This is a genomic window from Acinetobacter sp. YH01003 (assembly GCF_013420525.1).
In the GTDB taxonomy this organism is placed as follows: domain Bacteria; phylum Pseudomonadota; class Gammaproteobacteria; order Pseudomonadales; family Moraxellaceae; genus Acinetobacter; species Acinetobacter towneri.
Genome location: NZ_VOXY01000001.1, coordinates 242574 through 257862, shown reverse-complemented (window position 1 = coordinate 257862; position 15289 = coordinate 242574). Strand labels below are relative to the sequence as shown.

Sequence of the window (15289 nt, the reverse complement as noted above, 5' to 3'; positions counted from 1 at the left end):
GCTTTCAGGTGAAAGCGGTTTTTTGGGGATGTGGATTCGATTTTATAAACGAATCTAATTTTATAAGCGAACTAGGGCAATAATTTTTTCTGCCAGTTCTTCTGTAGCTGTCGCAGTCAACTCTGCATCTGCACCACTGTTTACATCACTAATGACCACAATGCCCGTTTCGCGGAGTAATGCAACCTGCGCAGCATCTAAACCTGCTTTGGCAATGGCAACAATACCCTGCTGAATCAGCAAGCTTTCAAGTGCTTGTGCCTGTTCAAGTGCTTGGCTTGGTACACATACCGCTGCAGGTTTTTGACCCAAACGTGCAGCACGGTCTTCGGCTGTTACAGGTGTACTGTGTGCAGTCCATTCTACGCAAGCTTCAACCATACCTGCGCCAATGGTCACGTTATTTAAACGATCAATGAAAATAAACGAACCCGTATAACGACTGTCTTGATAACGGTCAAATACCACAGGCGCATCAAATTCGATGGTGACATTGGCAATTGCATTCAGTTCAAGCTGTTCAACCTGCACCTGTTCCAAAGTATTCACATTGGTACGGTAATGAATGGCTGTGACTTTTGCAGGCACAGTTTGTGTACCCACTTTTAAGTTATACAGCTTGCCAATAGATAGTGGCTGATCAGCCATCCACACCACAGTGGCATTTACAGCACGTGAAATTTCAGGACGCACTTGATCTTCACGCACCAACACATTACCACGTGAAATATCAATTTCATCGTTCAGTGTTAGGGTAACTGCTTGACCTGCAATTGCATGTTCAAGATTGCCATCAAAAGTCACAATCTCTTTTACTGTCGAGCTTTTGCCCGATGGCAATGCCACAATGCGGTCACCCACATGAATATCGCCCAAAGCAATCGTGCCGCAGAAACCACGGAAGTCAAGGTTTGGACGGTTGACATACTGCACAGGGAAACGGAAATCATTTTGAGCCGAGTTACGGTTAATTTCTACCGACTCCAATGTTCCCATTAAAGTATCGCCTGTGTACCAAGGGGTATGCTCAGACTTGTTCACCACGTTATCGCCATTTAAGGCAGAAATTGGCGTGAAAATAATATTCGATGGTTTACGATCACCCAGTTGATTCACAAAGTTCGCATATTCCGTCTGAATTTCGTTAAATCGTGCTTCTGAATAATCCACCAAATCCATTTTATTGATGGCAACCACAATATTGTTAATGCCCAATAAACTAGAAATAAAAGTATGACGACGGGTCTGAGTTTGTACGCCATAACGCGCATCAATCAAAATAATCGCCAAGTCACAAGTCGATGCACCTGTTGCCATGTTACGTGTATATTGCTCATGCCCAGGTGTATCGGCAATGATGAACTTACGCTTTTCAGTAGAAAAATAACGATAAGCCACATCAATGGTAATGCCCTGCTCACGCTCGGCTTGCAAACCATCGACCAATAAAGCTAAATCAGGTGCATCGCCCGTAGTGCCGACTTTTTTCGAGTCACGAGTCACGGCTTGTAATTGATCTTCATAAATCAATTTTGAGTCATACAACAAACGACCAATTAATGTCGATTTACCATCGTCTACGTTACCGCAAGTTAAAAAGCGCAGTAGATCTTTGTTTTCGTGCTGTTTTAAATACGCCAAAATATCTTGGCTAATTAAATTCGATTGATGAGACATTGCTCAAAGCTCCACATATTTTTTAGAAATCGGTTTTTTAATCTTTAATCCCTCTAAATCTCCCTTTTATAAAGGGAGGCTTTGCTCCGCTTTTTATAAGTCCCTCTTTATAAAGAGGGGTTTGGGGAGATTTTTCAGGAGAGATTAGAAGTAACCTTCTTGCTTTTTCTTTTCCATCGAGCCAGCTTCATCGTGGTCAATCATACGACCCTGACGCTCTGAACTGGTTGCCAATAGCATTTCCTGAATAATTTCAGGCAAGGTATTCGCTTCTGATTCGACTGCACCCGTAAGTGGATAACAACCTAAAGTACGGAAGCGTACCGATTTCATTTGTGGAACTTCACCTTCTAGCAACGGCATGCGTTCGTCATCGACCATAATTAAAGTGCCGCTACGCTCAACGACAGGACGTTCTGCAGCCAAATACAACGGTACTAATGGAATACTTTCGAGGTAAATGTATTGCCAAATATCCAATTCAGTCCAGTTAGACAATGGGAACACACGAATACTTTCGCCTTTATTGACCTTGCCATTATACAAATTCCACAATTCAGGACGCTGATTTTTCGGGTCCCAACGATGTTTTGCATCACGGAAAGAATAAACACGTTCTTTGGCACGTGATTTTTCCTCATCACGACGCGCGCCACCAAATGCCGCATCAAAACCGTATTTATCTAAAGCTTGTTTTAAGCCTTGGGTTTTCATGATGTCGGTATATTTAGAACTGCCATGATCGAATGGGTTAATGTTGGCATCTACCCCTTCTTTATTTTGATGAACAATCAAGTCAAAACCGTGCTGTTTTGCCATGTTGTCACGGAAAGTGATCATGTCTTTGAATTTCCAGCCTGTATCCACATGTAACAGTGGAAATGGCAGTTTCGCTGGATAGAATGCTTTTAAAGCCAAATGCAACATTACCGCTGAATCTTTACCAATCGAATACAACATGACTGGATTTTCAAACTCGGCTGCAACTTCACGGATAATATGAATACTCTCAGCTTCAAGCTGTTTAAGATGAGTAAGTCTTTCCTGATTTATTGACATTGATCACACCAGATGTACTTAAACTTGTGTACGAATAACACAGATAGAATTTGATTTTCATTATAGTGACTTAGTTATGCAGACTATTGCTTGTTTTATTATATTTATATGCAAAAAGCTCATATAAAAGAAAACCAATAAGCAGTATAAGTTTTATTTAATCAATAGTTTATTCCATCATATATTGAAATTTAACGTCATTCTCGCTACGTTTGATACATACAAATCGCGCTTACAAGCTGCTCATTTTTGAATAACTTCATAGATTATTCATCTAATTCAGTGCTTCAAGCATGAACAAAAAATGCTTAAAGTAAAAACATATTTTTTTATTTTTAAGATGCTCCCATGCCACAGATTGAACAGATCAAATCCAAACTTGAACAGGCGCAGCTGGCTGGTTTTTTGTATCAGCACAGCCCTGAGCTACTCGTCCTACAAGAGCCTTTAAACGATGATGCTTCAATGCTGAATGTTTTTGTGCAACATGAACTCAGTGCAGATCAGATTGGGCTGCAATTTGGTTTGCGTTGCCGTGATCAACAACTCTCCTTTTTAATAGGCGTGACGCATAGCAATCAAGACCGCAGCTATGAAATTGGTGCGGGCAATTTAAAGGCCGAACAAAAAGCCTTTAACTTAATGTATGCATTTTATAATTATCCTAAAGGTTTTTATTTGGTAGATGTGCCTTTAAATGCAACCACGGCAGAACTGCATCAAGCGATTGAAACGCAATTATTTTCGCAAGAAAAACTGGATTTCTTAAACACTGCTATTAAAACCAACCCCATGGGTACACAAGTAACTTGGATGAAAGCGCATATTTTGCAGCAAGCTTTAGAGATGAAAGTACGGATTCAAACGGCGTTGTTATAAGCATCATCACTTTAAGTTTCTGCGGATTACGCAAGATGCACTTAAACCCCGCCAAAACTGGTTGATTGATTAAACTCGAAATTATCGTATACTGTACATATACACAATACACTTGGATACTAAGGCTTGATTAAGAGTTTTAAACATAAAGGTCTTCAGGCTTTTTTCCAAACTGGTTCAACAGCAGGTATTCAAGCAGCGCATTCTACAAAATTACGTTTAATACTTGCAGCACTACATGCTGCATCTACGGTGAATGATTTGCGAACTCCACCCAATTGGCGTTTACATAAATTGAGTGGAAATCTACAAGATCAATGGTCACTAACAGTAAATGGTAATTGGCGTGTAATTTTTAAATTTGAAGATGGTGATGTCTACATTGTAGATTATTTGGATTATCACATAGCTTCTAGCGCAGGAGTACAAAGATGAATATGATGTTTAATGCACCTCATCCGGGCGAAATGTTGCGCGAATATATTGGTGAAACTTCTGTGACTGAAGTGGCTCAAGCACTTGGAGTGACACGTGCAAACCTATCTCGCATTTTGAATGGTCATACTGGAATTTCTGCAGATATGGCGATTCGTTTGAGTGAAGCCTTAGAAACCTCACCAGAGTTTTGGTTGAATTTACAAATGCAGCATGATTTATGGCTTGCCAGTCAACGCCAGCGACCTATGATCAAAAAATTGGTGGCAAGTGTTTAACTTTAAGTTACAACAAAAAAACAACCTGTATTTCTGCAGGTTGTTTTTTATGTCGTCAACGATGCGCTAAAACTTAGTTTTTATGACGCATGTGTGGGAATAAAATCACATCACGGATACTCGCAGCGTTGGCAAACAACATTACCAAACGGTCAATCCCGATGCCCTCACCTGCAGTTGGTGGTAAGCCGTATTCCAAAGCTTCAACAAAGTCTGCATCGTAATGCATCGCTTCATCATCGCCTGCGTCTTTTTCTGCAACCTGTGCTTGGAAACGCTCAGCTTGGTCAATCGGGTCATTTAATTCTGAGAAACCATTCGCCAATTCACGACCACCAATAAAGAACTCAAAACGGTCAGTAATGTGTGGGTTATCGTCATTACGACGTGCCAAAGGCGACGTTTCTGCAGGATATTCTGTAATGAAAGTCGGCTGACGTAATTGAGTTTCTACGGTTTCTTCAAACACGATGGTTTGTAGTTTGCCCAAACCAAAACCAGGCTTCACCTGTTCTTTCAATTCTTCCTGCACAAATTTAGCCAAGAAATCACGGTCATTAACATTTTCTGGCGTGAATTGTGGATTATGCTCAAGAATGGCATCAAACATAGAAATTTTCTTGAATGGGCCTTTGAAGCTATACACTTCATCGCCATACGGCACATCGGTAGTACCCAAAATATCCAAAGCCAGTTTTTCTAGCATTTGCTCAGTCAATGCCATCAAATCTTTATAGTCGGCATAAGCTTGGTAGAATTCGATCATGGTAAATTCAGGGTTATGACGTGTAGACACCCCTTCATTACGGAAGTTACGGTTAATTTCAAACACACGTTCAAAACCGCCAACCACTAAACGCTTTAAATATAATTCAGGCGCAATACGCAAGAATAACGGCATATCTAAAGCATTATGATGCGTTTCAAATGGACGTGCCGATGCACCGCCAGGAATCACATGCATCATTGGCGTTTCAACTTCCATAAAACGCTGTTCAGTTAAAAATGCACGAATACCCGAAACCACTTTGGCACGAATTTCAAAGGTTTTACGGGTGTCTTCATTTACGATTAAGTCTAAATAACGCTTACGATATTTCGCTTCGGTATCGCTTAAACCATGATATTTGTCTGGTAATGGACGTAAAGATTTGGTCAACAATTCAAAATGTTGAATATGAACATATAAATCGCCTTTGCCTGAACGACCAATATAGCCTTTCACTGCGATAATATCGCCCAAATCTAGGCTCTTGATCGTCTCTAATGTTTCAGCACTAAGTTCTTTACGCGCCACATACAACTGAATACGACCTGTCATGTCTTGAATTACGATGAATGAACCGCGGTTCAACATCACACGACCTGCTACAGACACATACACTTTTTCGCCTGCTTCAATTTCTTCTTTAGAAACTTCTGCGAATTGTGCCTGCAAATCTTCTGCGTAGTTTTCACGCTTAAACGTATTTGGCCAAGGGCTAGTTCCCTTCGCCTGCGCTTGTTCTTGAATTTGCTTTAACTTGGCATGACGCTGCGCAATTAAATCGTTTTCGGAAATAGTGGGTTCAGAAGTCGATTGAGCGTTATGTTGCGTCATCTCTGCCTCGAATAATTACTAAAAAAAGAAGTTCAATAGAATAGCAGATTTAGACACGATTTCGTATGCCTTCTCTGACTCGAGCAATTTATTTTTTAAATTGCCACTTGCTTTTGTGATTTTTTGTAGACTTAGACCAAAAGCTAACTTCTTTCTCAGGCTAAGCGCACTACAATATTGTTCAGAAAATAGATGAAAAAGACCGTATTTTGCTGTTTTTAAACCTGCTGATGTATCAGTCTAAATATTTTATTTTCTATCCACTTTATCTTTAGGCTCAGTTTGACTCAAGATGTTTAACTTTGTGAATCTGGCAATGAATACATGTGCTTTAAAAGTCTTGTTTTTACATGGATTAGATTCCTCGCGGGAGTCGACTAAATTCCATGCCATAGATGCAAAACAAAAATTTTGTATCAATGTCGATTATCGCAACTTAAATTATCAAACTGTTGCCGATTTTTATCACAATATCATTCAAAAAATTAAGCCTGAAATTTTGGTGGGACATAGTCTAGGCGGCTATTGGGCACTCAAAATGTCTTTGTCGCACCATATTCCGTGTGTGGTGGCAAATCCAAGTTTAGCTCCCACGTTTCGCAATGACTATCCTGCAATTTCAGATGATGACTTGCAGCACGATATTCCACAATTGGCTTATTTAGAATTGGGCGATGAAATTTTGGATATGCATGCCGCGCAAGCATTTTTAGAAAACTATATGCAGACCTCTACTTTTGAGTCTGGGCATCATCGCTTATTGCATCCAGAAAATATTAATTCTTGTATTCAGCAAATCGAACAAGCTTATCTTGCCAAATAAAGTCAAAGCTATCCATTAAAAATAATCAATTAAACATCACCCATTAAAAAAGCCTGATCACAACTATGGAGATCAGGCTTTTTTACAGCAGTTACAATAACTTAAAAGGATTAAGCCACTGCTTGTTCTGGTTTAGATTTATTGTCCAATACGGACCAAATATCTAAACCTAAATTTTTGTGTAAATCTGGTAAGTCTAGGAAAATGCTTGCACCTAAAACTTGATGATTACATTTTTCAGCCAATTGTTTCACTGCTTTTAAAGTGCCACCTGTCGCCAATACATCATCTACAATAATGACTTTTTGCGCTTGCACATCGGCAGCCATTTCTAAACGGTCTAAACCGTATTCTAAGCTATAACCCACACCCACAACTGGTGGTGGCAATTTACCTGCTTTACGCACAAGTACCAAACCTTTGCCTGTACGCTGTGCCAAAAGGCTCGCCAATACAAAACCACGTGCTTCTACTGCAATAAAGCTTTCAACTTCAGCTAATTTTTCTGCAGGAATGCTGGCAATTAAAGCATCTGTTAATGAATCCAAATTATTCATAAACAAAGGCGTTAAATCATAAAAATCTACGCCTGGTTTTGGAAAATGAGGAACTGTACGAATATGCGACCACAAAAAAGTAGACAAATTGCTCATGGAAGATCAGAAATGTGACTAAAGAATGGTTGAATTTTACCGTTTATTTTCACATAAGGCTAGTGATCGAATCGGCAAGACTGCCATCAATCACGCATCAAAACACTACAAGGTTTTGATTTATATAAACTTTAATATACTTAAAAATATTAATATATATTTATTCCATAATAAAATAGCAAAAATATAAGACTTTTACTGTACGACCAAGGTCTTAAATGGCATTTAAACGCATAAAAACGTGATTTTTCCTGCAGCCATTCTCTCATTACAATGCCGTATCTATATCAAAAGAGGTCTTTTCTGCGCGGTTATGTCCCATGCAGCTATTCATTCTATAAAAGCACAGATTAAAATCGCTTATTTACTTTACTTTAGCCGTATAACTGCGTAAAAATTTAATCAAATAGATATATCATACAACTAGTCGTAGATAAGTTTTTTGCTGATCTGGAAATTTAAAGATCGGTTTATGGAGAATTGAATGAAAAAGTATCAATGCATCGTTTGTGGATGGATTTATGACGAAGCAGAAGGCTGGCCTCAAGATGGTATTGTGGCAGGTACATTATGGGAAGATATTCCTGATGACTGGACTTGCCCAGACTGCGGCGTTTCAAAAGCTGATTTTGAAATGATTGAAGTTTAAGACCACGAAAAGACCATGTCCGATGGTCTTTTTTTAACGCCAATTTCTATGCCCTCATTTGGAGTACACCTTATGCATCCTATCGTTATTATTGGTTCAGGCATGGCAGGTTATACTGTTGCACGCGAGTTTCGTAAGCTAAATGCAGAACAAGAGTTAGTCATGATTTGTGCAGATGATGCTGCCAATTATGCCAAACCAACTTTATCTAACGCATTGGCGGGCAATAAAGCCCCTGCTCAAATTGCATTGGGCGATGCAGCTAAAATGGCAAGCCAACTCAATATGCGTATTGAAACCCACACTTGGGTTAAAGCAATTGATGCAGAAGCGCATGTACTTGAATTAGAAAAAGAGGGTGTAAGCAGCCAACAACCTTATTCTAAATTGGTTTTGGCAGTGGGTGCGAATCCTGTACGTTTAGCCATTGCGGGCGATGGCAGTGATGACATTCATGTGGTAAATAATTTAAGTGATTACACCGCATTTCGCCAACAGCTTGAACAACGTCAAGACAAACGTGTGGTGATTTTAGGTGCAGGTTTAATTGGTTGTGAATTTGCCAATGACTTGCAGCAAACAGGACACCAAGTCACGGTGATTGACCTTGCACCACAACCACTAGGTCGTTTATTGCCGGATTATGTAGCCAGTGCTTTTAAACAAAACCTAGAAGAAACGGGTATCCATTTTGTATTGGGTACAACCGTTGAAAAAGTTTCGAAAATTAAAAATGACGACTATTTAGTGACCATTACCAGTGGTCAGTCTTTAATTGCCGATGTGGTACTGTCTGCCATTGGTTTACAACCAAACATTGCTTTGGCTAAAACAGCAGGCATCGAAACCAGTCGTGGGGTCTTAACCAATGCGCAACTTGAAACCAGCCAAGCTGATATCTATGCAGTAGGTGACTGTGCGGAAGTGAATGGTATTTTATTGCCGTATGTGATGCCAATCATGCAGCAAGCACGTGCCTTAGCCAAAACCTTAAATGGTGAAACTACTCAGGTACACTACCCTGCCATGCCTGTTGCAGTGAAAACACCTGCTGCACCACTGACCGTTTTACCTGCGCCACTAGGGGTAGATGTCAACTGGCATACCGAAGAATTTGACGATGGCATGATTGCCAGAGCCTATGACCAAACCGATACCTTACGTGGCTTTGTCCTATTAGGCGCAACAGCGGCCAAACAACGCTTGAGTTTGACCAAATTAGTGCCAGACTTATTGCCTGTATCGGAATAAAATAAAAACAATAAAGGGCGATTGATTTCGCCCTTGCCTGACATGAGGATCACAACATGAATAGTGCACTTCAGTTCACCACATCGCCCTATACGGCATTTATGCACGAAACCAAAGTCGATTTAGGCAACGGAATTCAGCTGCATGTCGAAGTGGGCGGCAAAACTGAAGATCCACCTATTTTGCTGATTATGGGTTTAGGCGCACAAATGTTGTACTGGCCCGATTTCTTTTGTAAATCACTGATTGATCAGGGCTATCGTGTCATTCGCTATGACAACCGCGATATTGGTTTGTCATCCAAAATTCGCCACAAAGGCCCGCGTCTGAACACCTATAAAATGATGGGACGTTTTAGCTTAGGTCTGCAAAACCACGGTGCACCTTATAACTTATTTGATATGGCGGATGATGCTGCATTGCTATTAGAGCGCTTAGGCATTGAAAAGACCGAAGTGATTGGTGCTTCTATGGGCGGCATGATTGCCCAAATTTTGGCTGCCAAATATGCAGATCGCGTGAATAATTTAGGCTTATTATTTACCAGTAATAACCAGCCTTTTTTACCACCACCATTTCCGAAACAACTGTTCAGTTTGCTAGAAAGACCAAAATCGCAAGATGAAAATGGCATTGTTGATCATAGTTTAAAACTCTTTAAGGTGATAGGCTCACCAGGCTATGTGAATCAACTCGAAGCGATGCAAACTGCACGCAAATTATATCAGCGAAGTTATTACCCTGCGGGTGTACTTCAACAGTTTTTAGCAATATTATGTACAGGCTCGTTGCTACAACTGGACAAACAAATTCAGCAACCTACCCTTGTGGTACATGGTTCGCAAGATCGTTTGCTCCCACCAGGGCATGGTAAGGCTGTTGCGAAAGCGATTCCGGGCGCTAAGTTTGAATTAATCAAAGGAATGGGGCATGATATTCCTCCACACTTTATTCCTCATCTTAGCGAACTGTTTGCTCACCACTTTAAATCATAATCATTAGGACACTATGGCTGCATTACCATCTTTAAGACAGCTGTCATACCTCGTTACACTGTCTGAAACGTTACATTTTACAGAAGCGGCTCGCCGTTCTTTTGTAACTCAGTCGACTTTGTCTGGCGGGATCATGGAACTGGAGCGCCTGCTTGGCGGCGTACTGGTAGAACGTGATCGACAGAATGTACGTTTAACCCCATTGGGTGAACAAGTCGTAGCACGCGCCCGTGTTCTGTTAGCAGATGCACAGGACTTAATGCGTTTAAGCCGTGAAATGAGTGAGCCTCTCACAGGTGATTTACACTTAGGCGTGATTCCAACCATTGCCCCATTTATTTTGGCGCAACTGTTAGATGAAGTGCATAAGCAGCTACCTAAAATTCAATTGCATTTACACGAAGCGCAAAGTGAAAAAATTGTCGAAAAACTGGAACACGGCAATTTAGATATGGTGGTGTTAGCCCTGCCATTCGATACGCGTGGTTTGAAAGTGGCTGAAATTTCTAAAGAAGATTTGTTCTTGGTTTATCACAAGGGCGATCAAAAATCGGCGCAGGCCAATTCTTTAGATGATTTGGATTTATCGCGTTTAATGCTGCTTGAAGAAGGTCATTGCTTACGTGATCACACTTTAAGTGCTTGCCCGATTGGTGAACGCAAAAACGATCATCGTTTAAAAGCCAGCTCTTTGCCGACCTTGGTTGAAATGGTGTCTGCAAATTTAGGCTTTACCCTATTGCCTGAAATTGCAATTCATAATGCCATGATCAAATCGAATCCAGATTTACAGATCAAAAGTATTGAGGCTGCACCAAGCCGTACTTTGGCTTTAGTGACGCGTAAAAGCACGCCATTACAAAGTGAATTTGACGTTTTGCTGCAGATTTTACAGAAAATCACTCAAAACACAGTCTAAATTTAGACACACGATCCAACATTTCATTAAGGAGCCAACATGGCTCCTTTTTTATTTTTCGTTCAAAAATGCGTATTGTTTTTGCAGTTCACTATGATTTAAGTGACTTATAAATATGAATAAGTTTTAAAATGTGAGATTCATCACAAATTCAACAATTCACTCTTACCACTGAACGAAAGAACGGTATCGAGTTACATTACTCACATTTTCAACACATTTCAAAAAAACATATTCAGCAACAATTACTTATATTTACCCTTTTTATATAAAAATCACTATATTTAAGGATATTCAGTTACAGCAATATCACGCACAATCTATTTATCAAAATTATTTATAGAACAGCACAGGAGTATTTGGCATGATTCACAGAGATCTCGTTTTACCTGTGCCTGTTCTGCTGATTGATGATCAGGTAGAAGCATCACAAAATTTAAGCCACATTTTACAAAATTTTGGCTACCCTAAAGAGGTTCTACTTTGCAGCCCATCGCTCGCAAATGCAGTGCTGATGGTGCAGCAACATTTGCCTAATTTGGTATTTATCAATTTACAGTCTTGGTCAAAAGCTCAAATTGATTTTATCCAAAATCTCAAACTTTTCCGTAAAGACACCTTAATTGTGGCGGTGCTGCCTTCAAGTATGCCAAAACAATTGCTACAAGCTATTCATTTAGGCATTTCAGCCTATGTCTTTAGCGACCAATCTGCAACAGGCATGCAAAACCAGATTCGCACCATTTTACGTGGCGGCTCACCGCTAGACGGCAACTTAGCCAATGAAATCTTAGCCTGCGAACAATCCATTGTCGCACATGGTCATTCTTTGGCACTCTCTAAAACTGAACATGAAATATTGGCGCTTTCAGGACAAGGTTTACCTTCACAACAAGTTGCTGCCAACCTGAATGCTTCAGAACAACTGGTGCATGGTTATGTGAAAAGTATTTATCGCAAAATTATGAATGCGGATGATGCGATGTGCTGTTTTTCTTAAATTATTGATCAATAAATATCAATCAAAAATATAAGTCTTAAATAAGCATCAAACAATTAATTAGAAACAAAAAAGAGCGATGTCTGGCATCGCTCTTTTTACCTGTTATAAATGCTTTAAACTAAACAATACTATCGGTCAGTATACGCTGCGCATTGTGTGGCTCTTCACCCTCAGCTGCTTTTACACGCACCCAAGTTCCATCACCCTGCAACAACCACGCCTGTTGATTGTCTTGCATGTAGGTCAATAAACCTTGCTCATAAATACGCTTTTTCAAGGCAGGATCTTCAATTGGGAAACACGCTTCAACACGGTTAAATAAGTTACGATCCATCCAGTCAGCACTTGAACAATAAATACGTGGATTGCCATTATTAGAGAAATAATAGACACGGGTATGTTCAAGGAAACGTCCGACAATCGAACGCACACGGATATTTTCCGATAAGCCCGGCAAACCTGGGCGCAAGCAGCAAATTGAACGGATGATGAGATCAATTTGCACACCCGCCTGAGACGCCTCGTACAATTTATTGATCAATTGCATTTCAGTCAGTGCATTCACTTTCACAATAATTTGTGCGGGCTTACCTGCTTTAGCATTGGCAATTTCTTCATCAATATAATTCACCAACTGTGCGTGCAGGGTAAATGGTGCATGCAACAACTTTTTCAGTTTTGCCATTTTACCCATGCCTGTTAGCTCTTGGAAAATACGATGCACATCTTCACACAGCTCTTTGTCTGTGGTCAGTAAACCATAGTCGGTATAAATACGCGCATTGCCTGCGTGGTAGTTACCTGTGCCTAAATGTACATAACGCACCAATTTATTATTTTCACGGCGCACCACCAAAATCATTTTGGCGTGGGTTTTATACCCCACAATACCGTACACAACCACAGCGCCCGCTTCTTGCAACACGTTAGCCACAGCAATGTTAGATTCTTCATCAAAACGTGCACGCAGTTCAATCACCGCAGTCACTTCTTTACCGTTTCGTGCAGCCTCTGCAAGCACTTGTACAATTTCAGAATCTGCGCCACTACGATATAAAGTTTGTTTGATTGCCAAGACTTGTGGATCACGTGCAGCTTCACGCAGCAAGTTAATCACGGGTGCAAAAGATTCAAACGGATGGTGTAATAAAATGTCTTGCTTTTGCATCGCTGAAAAAATATTTTCAGACTTTTTTAACACCTTTGGAATGGCGGGTGTATGTGAATCATAACGTAAATGTGGACGTTTAAAATTAGACAATAAACGCGCCAAGTTCACTGGGCCATCTACTTTATAAAGTTGTTCTTCTTCAAGATCGAACTCATCTAGCAAATAATCATAAATGGCTTTCGGGCAGTTGTGCGTTACTTCTAAACGTACCGCACGACCAAAACGGCGTGAGTTTAATTCGCCTTTTAGGGCTTTGGCCAAGTCTTCTACATCTTCATTTAACGCCAAATCTGCATTACGGGTCACACGGAATTGATAGCATCCAGTCGCAGTCATGCCCGGGAATAAGTCAGACACATGCTCATGAATAATTGCTGAAAGCATGACGTGGTGCTCTTTACCGCCTGTAAGTTCATCGGGTAAACGAACTACACGTGGTAATGAACGTGGTGCAGGAACAACCGCCAAATCAATTTGACGACCAAAAGCATCTTTCCCTTCTAAAGTCACAATAAAATTCAGACTTTTATTGACCAAACGTGGAAATGGATGTGCAGGGTCTAGGCTAATTGGGGTTAATACAGGGGCAACTTGCTCTTGGAAATATTTTTTCACCCATGCCGATTGTGCAGGGGTTAATTCACCACGACGTAAGAAACAAATGTCTTCTTCACGTAATTTTGGCAAAATTTCCTGATTTAAAATACGGTACTGGCGTTCAATAGCAGCATGTGCTGTTTTAGAAATTTGATCTAACACTTGTTTAGGTGTTAAACCATCTGGGCTTCGGCTTTCATTGCCCAAGTCCAATTGTTCCATCATGCCCGCAACACGAATTTCAAAAAACTCATCCAAGTTACGTGAAAAAATCAGCAGGAAGTTCATGCGTTCCAACAAAGGATGCAACGGATCGACAGCTTGCTCAAGCACGCGCAAATGGAAATCTAAAATAGACAGTTCGCGGTTAATGTAGCGATCATTATATGTATATTCTGTTTGCGCAGGAGTCGCGCCTGTTGCCGTATTCATACCCACCTATGCTTTTTTAAAATGTTTGGCACTGCTACAAGTATGCTTCAATTTTGTGACATTTTCATAAAAAAAGCCTAAAAAATTAGGCTTTGTGGATATTTTCACATTTTATAGTTTGTTTTCGCTCAATTTAGGGAATTTCCGCATAACGCATATAGCGCTGCACCATCTGTTTACGGGCTTTTAATGCCCCCGCATTACGATGTTCCTGAAAATATTTTGGATTGGTTAAAATCGCAGCCAAGAAAATTGCTTGATCACGGCTTAAACTTTTTGCACTTTTGCCAAAATAATGCTGTGCCGCAGCTTCGGCACCATAAATATTATCGCCAAATTCTACCGAGTTGAGATAGACCTCTAAAATACGCTGCTTTGACCACATGCGTTCCATCATCCATGTCGCCACAACTTCTTGCCCTTTACGCAAAAAAGATCGCTTATTGTATAAAAACAAATTCTTGGCGAGCTGCTGAGAAATTGTGGAACCACCTGCAACAACCTTGCCTTCATCTTTGTTCCGTTCCAGCGCAGTTTGAATACCTTCCCAGTCAAAGCCATGATGTTGCATAAATTTGCCATCTTCGGCAGTCACCACAGCTCGCTTTAAATTATCACTGAGTTGGTCATAGTCGCGCCATTGATGTTGTATAGGCTTACTCGGTTCAGCCCAATAATCCAAACGCATCATCATGGTCGATTGCACAGGCTGCGTACGCCACCACACCAAGCTGCTAAAAATCCATAATTGAACCAAAAGCACCACACTGACAAGAATTAACAAAGTTCGTATAAAAAAAGCTTTCATCTTGGTGCATGGCTCCTGAAGCGTTATTTTTTCGTGTTAAGCTTAGATTGATCACTACGA

15 protein-coding genes are annotated in these 15289 nt (G+C 40.5%); 9 read left to right on the top strand and 6 right to left on the bottom strand.

The window, feature by feature from the left end:
• Nucleotides 1-60 precede the first annotated feature (60 nt).
• The gene (cysN, locus tag FTT70_RS01240; protein ID WP_096900965.1) at nt 61-1677 is read right to left on the bottom strand and encodes a sulfate adenylyltransferase subunit CysN; all 1617 of its coding nucleotides are present in this window, start codon (nt 1675-1677) and stop codon (nt 61-63) included.
• A 144-nt stretch (nt 1678-1821) separates the two neighbouring features.
• Complete coding sequence (gene cysD / locus FTT70_RS01235) at nt 1822-2730, bottom strand: sulfate adenylyltransferase subunit CysD (protein ID WP_026438300.1); 909 nt, start codon at nt 2728-2730, stop codon at nt 1822-1824.
• Between the two features lie 354 nt (nt 2731-3084).
• On the opposite strand from cysD, the gene FTT70_RS01230 reads away from it, so the two are divergent.
• The 3 genes from FTT70_RS01230 (at nt 3085) to FTT70_RS01220 (ending at nt 4328) form a co-directional block, all read left to right on the top strand.
• Entirely contained in the window at nt 3085-3615 is a 531-nt protein-coding gene (locus tag FTT70_RS01230; protein ID WP_096900966.1) for a hypothetical protein, read from the top strand.
• Nucleotides 3616-3741: 126 nt separating this feature from the next.
• Nucleotides 3742-4050 (top strand): type II toxin-antitoxin system RelE/ParE family toxin, encoded by a 309-nt coding sequence (locus FTT70_RS01225; RefSeq protein WP_096900967.1) that lies wholly within the window; start codon nt 3742-3744, stop codon nt 4048-4050.
• On the top strand, nt 4047-4328 hold the full coding sequence (locus tag FTT70_RS01220; RefSeq protein WP_004971994.1) for a HigA family addiction module antitoxin: 282 nt from the start codon (nt 4047-4049) through the stop codon (nt 4326-4328). The genes FTT70_RS01225 and FTT70_RS01220 overlap by 4 nt, the downstream gene beginning before the upstream one ends.
• Before the next feature lie 73 nt (nt 4329-4401).
• Here the strand turns inward: FTT70_RS01220 and lysS are convergent, their stop codons facing one another.
• On the bottom strand, nt 4402-5928 hold the full coding sequence (lysS, locus tag FTT70_RS01215) for a lysine--tRNA ligase (RefSeq protein ID WP_096900968.1): 1527 nt from the start codon (nt 5926-5928) through the stop codon (nt 4402-4404).
• Nucleotides 5929-6244: 316 nt separating this feature from the next.
• Here lysS and FTT70_RS01210 point away from each other — a divergent pair, with 316 nt between their 5' ends.
• On the top strand, nt 6245-6751 hold the full coding sequence (locus FTT70_RS01210; RefSeq protein ID WP_026438299.1) for a YqiA/YcfP family alpha/beta fold hydrolase: 507 nt from the start codon (nt 6245-6247) through the stop codon (nt 6749-6751).
• Nucleotides 6752-6861: 110 nt separating this feature from the next.
• Here the strand turns inward: FTT70_RS01210 and FTT70_RS01205 are convergent, their stop codons facing one another.
• A complete protein-coding gene (locus tag FTT70_RS01205; RefSeq protein ID WP_004972003.1) occupies nt 6862-7404 on the bottom strand; it encodes an adenine phosphoribosyltransferase in 543 nt (180 codons plus the stop codon).
• A 484-nt stretch (nt 7405-7888) separates the two neighbouring features.
• On the opposite strand from FTT70_RS01205, the gene rubA reads away from it, so the two are divergent.
• The 5 genes from rubA to FTT70_RS01180 all read left to right on the top strand — a co-directional run bounded on the left by rubA (nt 7889) and on the right by FTT70_RS01180 (nt 12218).
• On the top strand, nt 7889-8053 hold the full coding sequence (rubA, locus tag FTT70_RS01200) for a rubredoxin RubA (RefSeq protein ID WP_004972007.1): 165 nt from the start codon (nt 7889-7891) through the stop codon (nt 8051-8053).
• Between the two features lie 72 nt (nt 8054-8125).
• The gene (locus FTT70_RS01195) at nt 8126-9304 is read left to right on the top strand and encodes an FAD-dependent oxidoreductase (RefSeq protein WP_096900969.1); all 1179 of its coding nucleotides are present in this window, start codon (nt 8126-8128) and stop codon (nt 9302-9304) included.
• 56 nt (nt 9305-9360) lie between these two features.
• Complete coding sequence (locus tag FTT70_RS01190) at nt 9361-10299, top strand: alpha/beta fold hydrolase (RefSeq protein ID WP_154320942.1); 939 nt, start codon at nt 9361-9363, stop codon at nt 10297-10299.
• A gap of 13 nt (nt 10300-10312) precedes the next feature.
• Nucleotides 10313-11218: a LysR family transcriptional regulator OxyR gene (oxyR, locus tag FTT70_RS01185; protein ID WP_180168189.1), complete on the top strand. Its 906-nt coding sequence runs from the start codon at nt 10313-10315 to the stop codon at nt 11216-11218.
• Between the two features lie 364 nt (nt 11219-11582).
• Complete coding sequence (locus FTT70_RS01180) at nt 11583-12218, top strand: LuxR C-terminal-related transcriptional regulator (protein WP_096900972.1); 636 nt, start codon at nt 11583-11585, stop codon at nt 12216-12218.
• Nucleotides 12219-12339: 121 nt separating this feature from the next.
• Here the strand turns inward: FTT70_RS01180 and ppk1 are convergent, their stop codons facing one another.
• The gene (gene ppk1 / locus FTT70_RS01175; RefSeq protein ID WP_096900973.1) at nt 12340-14421 is read right to left on the bottom strand and encodes a polyphosphate kinase 1; all 2082 of its coding nucleotides are present in this window, start codon (nt 14419-14421) and stop codon (nt 12340-12342) included.
• Between the two features lie 133 nt (nt 14422-14554).
• Entirely contained in the window at nt 14555-15229 is a 675-nt protein-coding gene (gene mtgA, locus FTT70_RS01170) for a monofunctional biosynthetic peptidoglycan transglycosylase (RefSeq protein WP_004972019.1), read from the bottom strand.
• Nucleotides 15230-15289: the final 60 nt, after the last annotated feature.

Excerpts from the sequence above, each read along its gene's own strand:
- cysN (WP_096900965.1), bottom strand. The coding sequence starts at position 1,677 with ATGTCTCATCAATCGAATTTAATTAGCCAAGATATTTTGGCGTATTTA.
- FTT70_RS01230 (WP_096900966.1), top strand. The coding sequence starts at position 3,085 with ATGCCACAGATTGAACAGATCAAATCCAAACTTGAACAGGCGCAGCTG.
- FTT70_RS01220 (WP_004971994.1), top strand. The coding sequence starts at position 4,047 with ATGAATATGATGTTTAATGCACCTCATCCGGGCGAAATGTTGCGCGAA.
- lysS (WP_096900968.1), bottom strand. The coding sequence starts at position 5,928 with ATGACGCAACATAACGCTCAATCGACTTCTGAACCCACTATTTCCGAA.
- FTT70_RS01210 (WP_026438299.1), top strand. The coding sequence starts at position 6,245 with ATGAATACATGTGCTTTAAAAGTCTTGTTTTTACATGGATTAGATTCC.
- FTT70_RS01205 (WP_004972003.1), bottom strand. The coding sequence starts at position 7,404 with ATGAGCAATTTGTCTACTTTTTTGTGGTCGCATATTCGTACAGTTCCT.
- rubA (WP_004972007.1), top strand. The coding sequence starts at position 7,889 with ATGAAAAAGTATCAATGCATCGTTTGTGGATGGATTTATGACGAAGCA.
- FTT70_RS01195 (WP_096900969.1), top strand. The coding sequence starts at position 8,126 with ATGCATCCTATCGTTATTATTGGTTCAGGCATGGCAGGTTATACTGTT.
- FTT70_RS01190 (WP_154320942.1), top strand. The coding sequence starts at position 9,361 with ATGAATAGTGCACTTCAGTTCACCACATCGCCCTATACGGCATTTATG.
- oxyR (WP_180168189.1), top strand. The coding sequence starts at position 10,313 with ATGGCTGCATTACCATCTTTAAGACAGCTGTCATACCTCGTTACACTG.
- FTT70_RS01180 (WP_096900972.1), top strand. The coding sequence starts at position 11,583 with ATGATTCACAGAGATCTCGTTTTACCTGTGCCTGTTCTGCTGATTGAT.
- ppk1 (WP_096900973.1), bottom strand. The coding sequence starts at position 14,421 with ATGAATACGGCAACAGGCGCGACTCCTGCGCAAACAGAATATACATAT.
- mtgA (WP_004972019.1), bottom strand. The coding sequence starts at position 15,229 with ATGAAAGCTTTTTTTATACGAACTTTGTTAATTCTTGTCAGTGTGGTG.